This window comes from Photobacterium sp. OFAV2-7 (assembly GCF_022347985.1).
GTDB lineage: Bacteria > Pseudomonadota > Gammaproteobacteria > Enterobacterales > Vibrionaceae > Photobacterium.
The window spans coordinates 1-6,796 of sequence record NZ_JAKRFQ010000202.1 but is presented as its reverse complement, the minus strand read 5'-3'; the positions used below and the strand labels follow the sequence as shown (position 1 = coordinate 6,796).

Annotated in this window: 7 protein-coding genes; 2 read left to right on the top strand and 5 right to left on the bottom strand. The window is 46.6% G+C overall.

Annotation, left to right across the window (positions count from 1 at the left end; genetic code table 11):
- The first annotated feature begins 193 nt into the window (after positions 1–193).
- Entirely contained in the window at positions 194–700 is a 507-nt protein-coding gene (locus tag MHN01_RS12185; protein ID WP_239411599.1) for a DUF3016 domain-containing protein, read from the top strand.
- A gap of 99 nt (positions 701–799) precedes the next feature.
- Here MHN01_RS12185 and MHN01_RS12180 read toward each other — a convergent pair whose 3' ends face one another.
- The 4 genes from MHN01_RS12180 to MHN01_RS12165 form a co-directional block, all read right to left on the bottom strand.
- Positions 800–1,675: a 6-carboxytetrahydropterin synthase gene (locus tag MHN01_RS12180; RefSeq protein ID WP_239411598.1), complete on the bottom strand. Its 876-nt coding sequence runs from the start codon at positions 1,673–1,675 to the stop codon at positions 800–802.
- Positions 1,676–1,802: 127 nt separating this feature from the next.
- Positions 1,803–2,453 (bottom strand): outer membrane beta-barrel protein, encoded by a 651-nt coding sequence (locus MHN01_RS12175; RefSeq protein ID WP_239411597.1) that lies wholly within the window; start codon positions 2,451–2,453, stop codon positions 1,803–1,805.
- Positions 2,454–2,613: 160 nt separating this feature from the next.
- Positions 2,614–2,991, bottom strand: a complete 378-nt coding sequence (locus tag MHN01_RS12170; RefSeq protein ID WP_239411596.1) for an STAS/SEC14 domain-containing protein — start codon at positions 2,989–2,991, stop codon at positions 2,614–2,616.
- 261 nt (positions 2,992–3,252) lie between these two features.
- Positions 3,253–4,806 carry a long-chain fatty acid--CoA ligase gene (locus MHN01_RS12165; protein WP_239411595.1) on the bottom strand — a complete coding sequence of 518 codons (1,554 nt, stop codon included), beginning with the start codon at positions 4,804–4,806 and terminating at the stop codon, positions 3,253–3,255.
- A gap of 447 nt (positions 4,807–5,253) precedes the next feature.
- Here MHN01_RS12165 and MHN01_RS12160 point away from each other — a divergent pair, with 447 nt between their 5' ends.
- Complete coding sequence (locus MHN01_RS12160) at positions 5,254–6,243, top strand: phospholipase A (protein WP_239411594.1); 990 nt, start codon at positions 5,254–5,256, stop codon at positions 6,241–6,243.
- A 130-nt stretch (positions 6,244–6,373) separates the two neighbouring features.
- On the opposite strand, the gene MHN01_RS12155 is transcribed toward MHN01_RS12160, so the two are convergent.
- On the bottom strand, positions 6,374–6,796 hold a 423-nt coding region (locus MHN01_RS12155), incomplete at its 5' end, for a hypothetical protein (protein WP_239411593.1).

Sequence of the window (6,796 nt, the reverse complement as noted above, 5' to 3'; positions counted from 1 at the left end):
CCGCCCAAAGTCGAGCCAATCTATGCGCAAAATGACGCTAGACCTCTGATAGTTTGGGGCCAATCACATCCGCCAGTGTGTTTGATAAACTTAAGGATGACAGTAACTACGGGCTTCGGCTCTGCGGGCCAGACCGAAGGTGTTCACCATACTGGATACGAGAACACATTGTATCCGCCGGAGGCTCTCACTCATGAAACTAACAACCTGGCTCCCCCTTAGCCTTTTCTTATTCTGTGCCACAGCTATTGCCAATGACACATTTGAGTTTCCGCCCGCATCGGTTACCTGGGCCAGCCCTGAAAACTACCGCGATGTGAGATCGTCCAGCGGCAGCCAGCCACGCTTCCAACAACAAGTTTTCGAGAATCTCAGTGAGTATTTCGGTGATATGGCCAGAATCTATCTGGCTCCGGACCAAACACTGAACATCAAGGTGAACAACCTGGATCTAGCGGGTGATATTCGCTATGGGGCTGAATCCGGACAAAAAATACGAGTATTAACCAGTATTTCAGCCCCCTCAATCAGTTTCAGCTACCAGATCCGTCAGGGTGGGACGGCAATGAAATCGGATACAGTCAGGCTGACTAACCTGAACTATCAGGCAAGTGTGTGGGGAATGGGCAGAAACAGGGTACTCGCCTATGAAAAACAGCTAATTCATGACTGGGCAAGAAAATCACTAAGAAATCACTAGGAAGAAACCTGGGCATTAGAATGCAAAAAGCCCTCTATTATAAAAGGGCTTTATGAGGTTATCGCTGTTTATTCGAGGCCTGGTTTTATCGAGGCAGAGTTATACTGAAGCCATGGCGCCTTTGCCAACCCCTTCGTAAGCGACCACGTCAAGGGACTTGCCCACGACCATTGGACGAACCTGCTCAGCAATATAATGCGCCAACAGCTCTACGGTGGTATCCGTATCGAGCATCTCAGTTTCCGAACGGGCAATTGCCAACTCAAACTCCCCCTGAGGCGCCTGATAACGGAAGCCATAATGAGTCAACTCAGAAATACCAGCCGCATGCTTGCTTAGGTTCAGCTCAGACAAGGCGACCTCGTCTTCACGGCTACCCAGGTAGATATCCTGCCAACGCTGCGCCCACTGTTGTTCTAGCTCGGCATCACGTTGGCCGTCAACAAACAGCTCTACCGGAGAACGGTGGCCATGGGCAATTCGCTGGCAGTTTCCATCGTGTTTTTTAAGCCCATGGCTGTAATGATAGAAAGCACCTTCAATTTTCTCATGGCGCAAAGTCAGTTCCAGCCCTTGCACATTATCCGGTAACTTGCCGTCTAATACCTGGTACAAGTGGCGAGTAACAGACTCAATCGTTACTGCATCATCATCAATAAAGCAGTAGGCCTGATCCGGGCAATTCAAATGAATACTTATCTCGTCACGTAGCAAGTCAACCGTTGCGTAACCAGGCTGGCTTTCGGCAACATGAATACGGGAGTTCCGAGCCGGTACAATCAGACGGTGATCGACAAACTCATCCACCAGTTGCTTGATTTGCTTTTTGACCCTGCTGAAATCGAGCACCATGCTCATTTCATTCAGCTCACCCGACATCACCACATCGAGGATCCAACTTTCCCCGACCATACCTCGCTGTTCACACAGGTAAGAAGCATCGATAACGGTAAGATCTCTGACAAATAGCTTCAACGTGAAGTCCTTAATGATAATGGTTGTCGTTAAACTAGCAGGGCATTATACGCAGCTGAAAACGGGAGTAAACAACGGCGTAAGCCTACCTCTCATCAGATAAGCTGCACGGGGCATATCCTGTTACTCAGAACAAATAGGAAGCGCCAATAAAGAGGGAGGTGACACCGTTCTGCTGTGATTCGAATTTCACGGCATTTCCGTCGCTGTCTGTTCCATTCCAGGTTGCAATATCAGTAGGAACCAACGAATGACGTAGGCCAAGATCAACTCTGACCGACTCTGCGACTTGCCAGTTCATACCCGCCTGCAGGCCGAACACGATTCCGCTTACCTCAAACCCGTCCGGAAACTGCGAATCCGGCTCCACCGACGAGTAACCAATATGCAGCCCAACAAAAGGAGTTACAGTCTTATCATGGCGGAACAGATAATCGGCACTGAGTAAGTGCATGTTGGCTTTTGTCTCGTAGGCAGAGGTATCTTGGAAGTTGGTTTCAGATTTATGCTGCTCGAAACTGTAATACATCCGGCTCTTGCCATCGGGTGTATATGCGCCAATATCGATGCCAGCAAAGCCCTCGCCTGATGTGGTTCCTGCTTCCAGCTTGCTGCCATTACTCAGCACAACACGATCAGAGTTGCTGAGCTGGCTCATTCCGCCCTTAATGCTGGCAAAATATCGAAAAGACGAATCAAGCTGCTCAGTATCCTTGGCATGAACCGATATTGGGAGTAATGCAAACAGTACTGCAACCGCTGTTTTATTAATATCCATTTTAAACCTGTAAATAGTACAAACACATCAAGCAAACAACTGAATACGGCGATAACACCCACCCCACCATACTCAACAAAGGTAATATCTAATTGTCGTTTATTCTAATTCAATAGTAATTTCAGTACTATAGCTGCTATTGTGCAGTAAGCTCTAAATGTCACTCCCGTAGCCAGCTCAGTGCATCCAGGGGCTCTTCAAAATACCTGATCTCTCCGGAAACAAACCAGCTACCCATCTTGGACATCACTTCCTGCCACCGACTGTTGCCGTAAAACGCAACTTTGTTGAATTTCTTGCCGTGCTTTAAGCCCAGCTTTAAATCATCCCAGGCGGCCTGGAGCTGCCAGCCTTCAAAATCGGTACCATCGACGTAAACATTGACGATCGGCTGTTCAACATCCACCAGCGCATCCTCAATCAATGGCGTGATTTTTTCATAATCCGAATGGGTCAGGGTGCCAATGGCCTTGAATTCCATAAAGACCATTTCATCCACCCGCTCCACATCCATCGAGATGCCATGTACGTTACTCATCATTCCTCCTCAGAGCTTGTCATCGACAATCAGCCTCCGAGTCAAAGGGATCTGTTGATAAATCACTTATTGATATCATTACAGTTTAGCTGCTGATGCCCCATTCAGCGCCTTCAAATACCGACACAGCGATCTTCATGACCTGTTCGAGACCATCTCCGGAATGGATTCGGCTAAACACATAAAAAAGCAGGGGAAATCCCCTGCTTATCTTAGGTTGGCTCACTACGTGTCAGATCAATTGATTTCGCCGGCTAAGCACTATTTGGCTGACTGACTGATCCGGGCCTCGGCTTTGAGATCTTTTTTCAGGATCTTACCCGTGGCGCTCATAGGCAGCTGCTGACGTATCTCCACGCTCCTCGGGTATTTGAACGTAGCAAACTGGGCCTTACCCCATTCGTATAGCACCTGTTCATCCGCATCGGCTCCTTCTTTCAGCACCACATAGGCTTTAATCTCTTCACCATATTCCTGATCCGGAATACCGATTACCGCCACCATGGCAACAGCAGGATGCGTCATGAACACTTCTTCAATTTCTCGCGGATACACATTAAATCCGCCGCGAATGATTAAGTCTTTGACCCGATCAACAATGTACAGATTTCCCTTTTCATCAAATCGCCCGATATCACCGGTAAAGAACCAGCCATCGCGGAGCGCATTCTCATTTTCTTCCGGACGGTTAAGATATCCCTTCATGATGTTATGACCACGAATAATCACCTCCCCTTCCTGACCGCTGGCAACAGGCTCACCCTTCACATCGGCCAGGCGAATTTCAACGCCCTGAATCGGTTGACCGACCGAGCCCGGGATCCTTTCCTGATCCAGGTGATTGAAACAGGCAACAGGGCTGGTCTCCGACAGTCCGTAGCCTTCGAGAATCGGGACGTTGAACCTCTCTTCAAACACATGAATCACTTCTTTGGGCATCGACGAGCCGCCACTAATTGCCAGCCGCAGCGATGAAACATCCCGCTCGTTCGGACAGTGATTGAGTGCGATATACATAGTCGGCACTCCGGCAAACACTGTCACCTTATGCTCAGCAATCAATTCAAGGACCAACGCTGGCTCGAACCTCGGCACCAATACCATTGTTGCTCCAGCGAAGACGGAGGCATTCATGTTAACGGTCTGGCCAAATGAGTGGAAAAGAGGCAGCGTTACCAGTTGGACATCATCAGCCTGTGCCGCCATCAGATTTTCCGTTACCAGGGCATTGCAGACCATATTCCCCTGCGTCAATTCGGCTCCCTTCGGCAGGCCGGTTGTTCCGGAGGTATATAAGATCACAGCCGTATCATCGGCACGACGTGGCAGATAGTCACATTGAGGAGCATGCTCTTCGATAAACGCAGAAAACGATGGCTGACCATCAAATGAGTGCTGGTTCTGATCGGCAGTCATCACGACCATATCCAGGCAATGCTCCACCTGGTTGAATGCCGCAATCCCGGCTTTGCCCATAGGCAATACATCTGTTCCTTCAAAGCAGAAAAAGAACTTCGCCTGAGAATCTTCCAGGTGGTATTTAATCTCTCGCTCTTTGAGCAATACATTAAGCGGTACCACGACCGCTCCGGCTTTCTGGATGCCGTAATAGATGATAGGAAAAAAGGGCAGGTTCGGGCAGCTCAACGCTACCTTGTCACCGGGAAGTATCCCTTTGGCTATCAGACCATTGGCCACCTTGCTGGCCAGGGCATCAAACTCGGCATAGGTGATATGGGTATCACCACAAATAATCGCAACTTTATCAGGCTTACAACTGGCATTTCTTTGCAGGGCAGCAGCTAGACTCATCATAGATGATTACCTTGTTATTCGTTGATTATCATTGATTCAGTCGCTAAATACCTAAAAATCAGACAGATATTGAGCAACGTAGAATGATATAACTAGATAAGCACCGGCCAATTGTCAATAAACAGCTGTTTAAATGTTAATTTAATGTGATCGCGAGTCGCAACTATCAAGTCTTAGTACCTGGTCACTGCGAGAAAGCAAAATGGGGATCACAGCTCTCCCTCTCGATCGCTATAACTGGCTGCCAAATGCAAAGTACAACGAGCCATTGTCGTTCTCTGCTATCAGCAACATGGTAGCAATAGACTATTATCGGCTTTAAACATGTTTTTCTTATTATTAATAAATAAGGAAAACACCTCTGCATTCATATTATTTCCTACACTCTTTCCACTAGGCTAAGAAGGTAATACGCCTTAATCATAGACACAGGGGGCTTAAGGCCTAATGATGACAAACAAGTACATTCCCTGTTGGATCTTTTTGTATCTCTTAAGCTTCCAAGCCCATTCTAGCTGTGCGGACATTAAGGTCGATCACCAACGGTTAGAATGTTATGACCAGCTATCAAAGGGTGGCCTCGAACTATCAGACAACGCTGATCAATCAGTAACATCTAAAAGTGAAGCGAAAGCGTTCAACCTCACGACGATGGATAGTAGTGAGATTGTCAGCTATTTCAATGACAGGAAAGTATTTCAACTGACCCCACACTATCCCAACTACATCCTCCCGCTGTCGTATAACGAAAGGCCTAATGAAGAAGCCTTTGAGGAATTTGCTCCCGGCGCAGAACTCGACAGATTTGAAGTGAAGTTTCAGATCAGCGGCAGACTCAAACTGTTGGATGATATCTACCGAGATAACTGGGATATCTGGTTTGGCTATACCCAAACAGCATGGTGGCAACTGTATAACTCTGATGAATCAGCGCCTTTCAGGGAAACCAATTACAGCCCTGAAATCTTTGCCTCCTACTACTCGGATGTGGATATCTTAGGTTTTAAACTCGTCATGACGGATATTGGTCTAATTCACCAGTCGAACGGACGCTCTGAATTACTCTCCCGAAGCTGGAATCGACTATATGCTAACTTTCAATTTACCAGAGACGACTTTTATCTATCCATTCAGCCCTGGTATCGCATTCCTGAAAGTGATGAGGACGATGACAACCCTAACATCGAAGATTACATGGGCTACGGAAATTATCGCCTGACATACAAAGACGAGGGAACACTGTATAGCCTTTTATTACGTAACAACCTAAAGTTTGACGATAATAAAGGCGGCATCGAGTTAAGTTTGGCATTCCCCGTTTACGATATCGTGAAACTGTACCTGCAATATTACAACGGCTACGGTGAAAGCTTGATTGACTATGACCATTACGTAAACCGAATCAGTCTGGGGATATTAATTTATGAGTGGTTATGAGCAGAGCAAAACACACTCAACCAATCAATATAACATGAGGTTACAAGATGTTTTTTTGTATTACACTATTTTATATATAAAAGGACAGCCATATAATCATGCCTGTCCTTAATTCAATACATTTCATTTGCTAAGTTGATACGGTTTCTTCCTCTAAGCTCTCATCAGATTGATTCAAGGGGGAGGCGTTTAGGGTGAGACTGATTTCTTTTCCCCACTCACCATTCTTGTCACTATCTACTTTCCAGCCCATCACACCTCCAAAAAGGATATGTTGATGCTGCGCTTGTCGAATAATTTTTCTCAATTCACTCAAGCTTAGAAATCCTGTTGAATGGCCAGGCACCCCGACATCATCAGGTGTGACCGGTTTTCCGAGGAGAATTTTGCTCGCAGGAACCCCCTGAGTAGTGATACTTTCAATCGACGTAGAATTTGGCTTTTCTTCATACATATTAGGAAACAGCTTATCGAATGAATCATATGCATAATAGGCCCAGCTTCCCTGGTTGTAATATTGAATATTGTAAAAATCAATATTGCTATCAGTCAT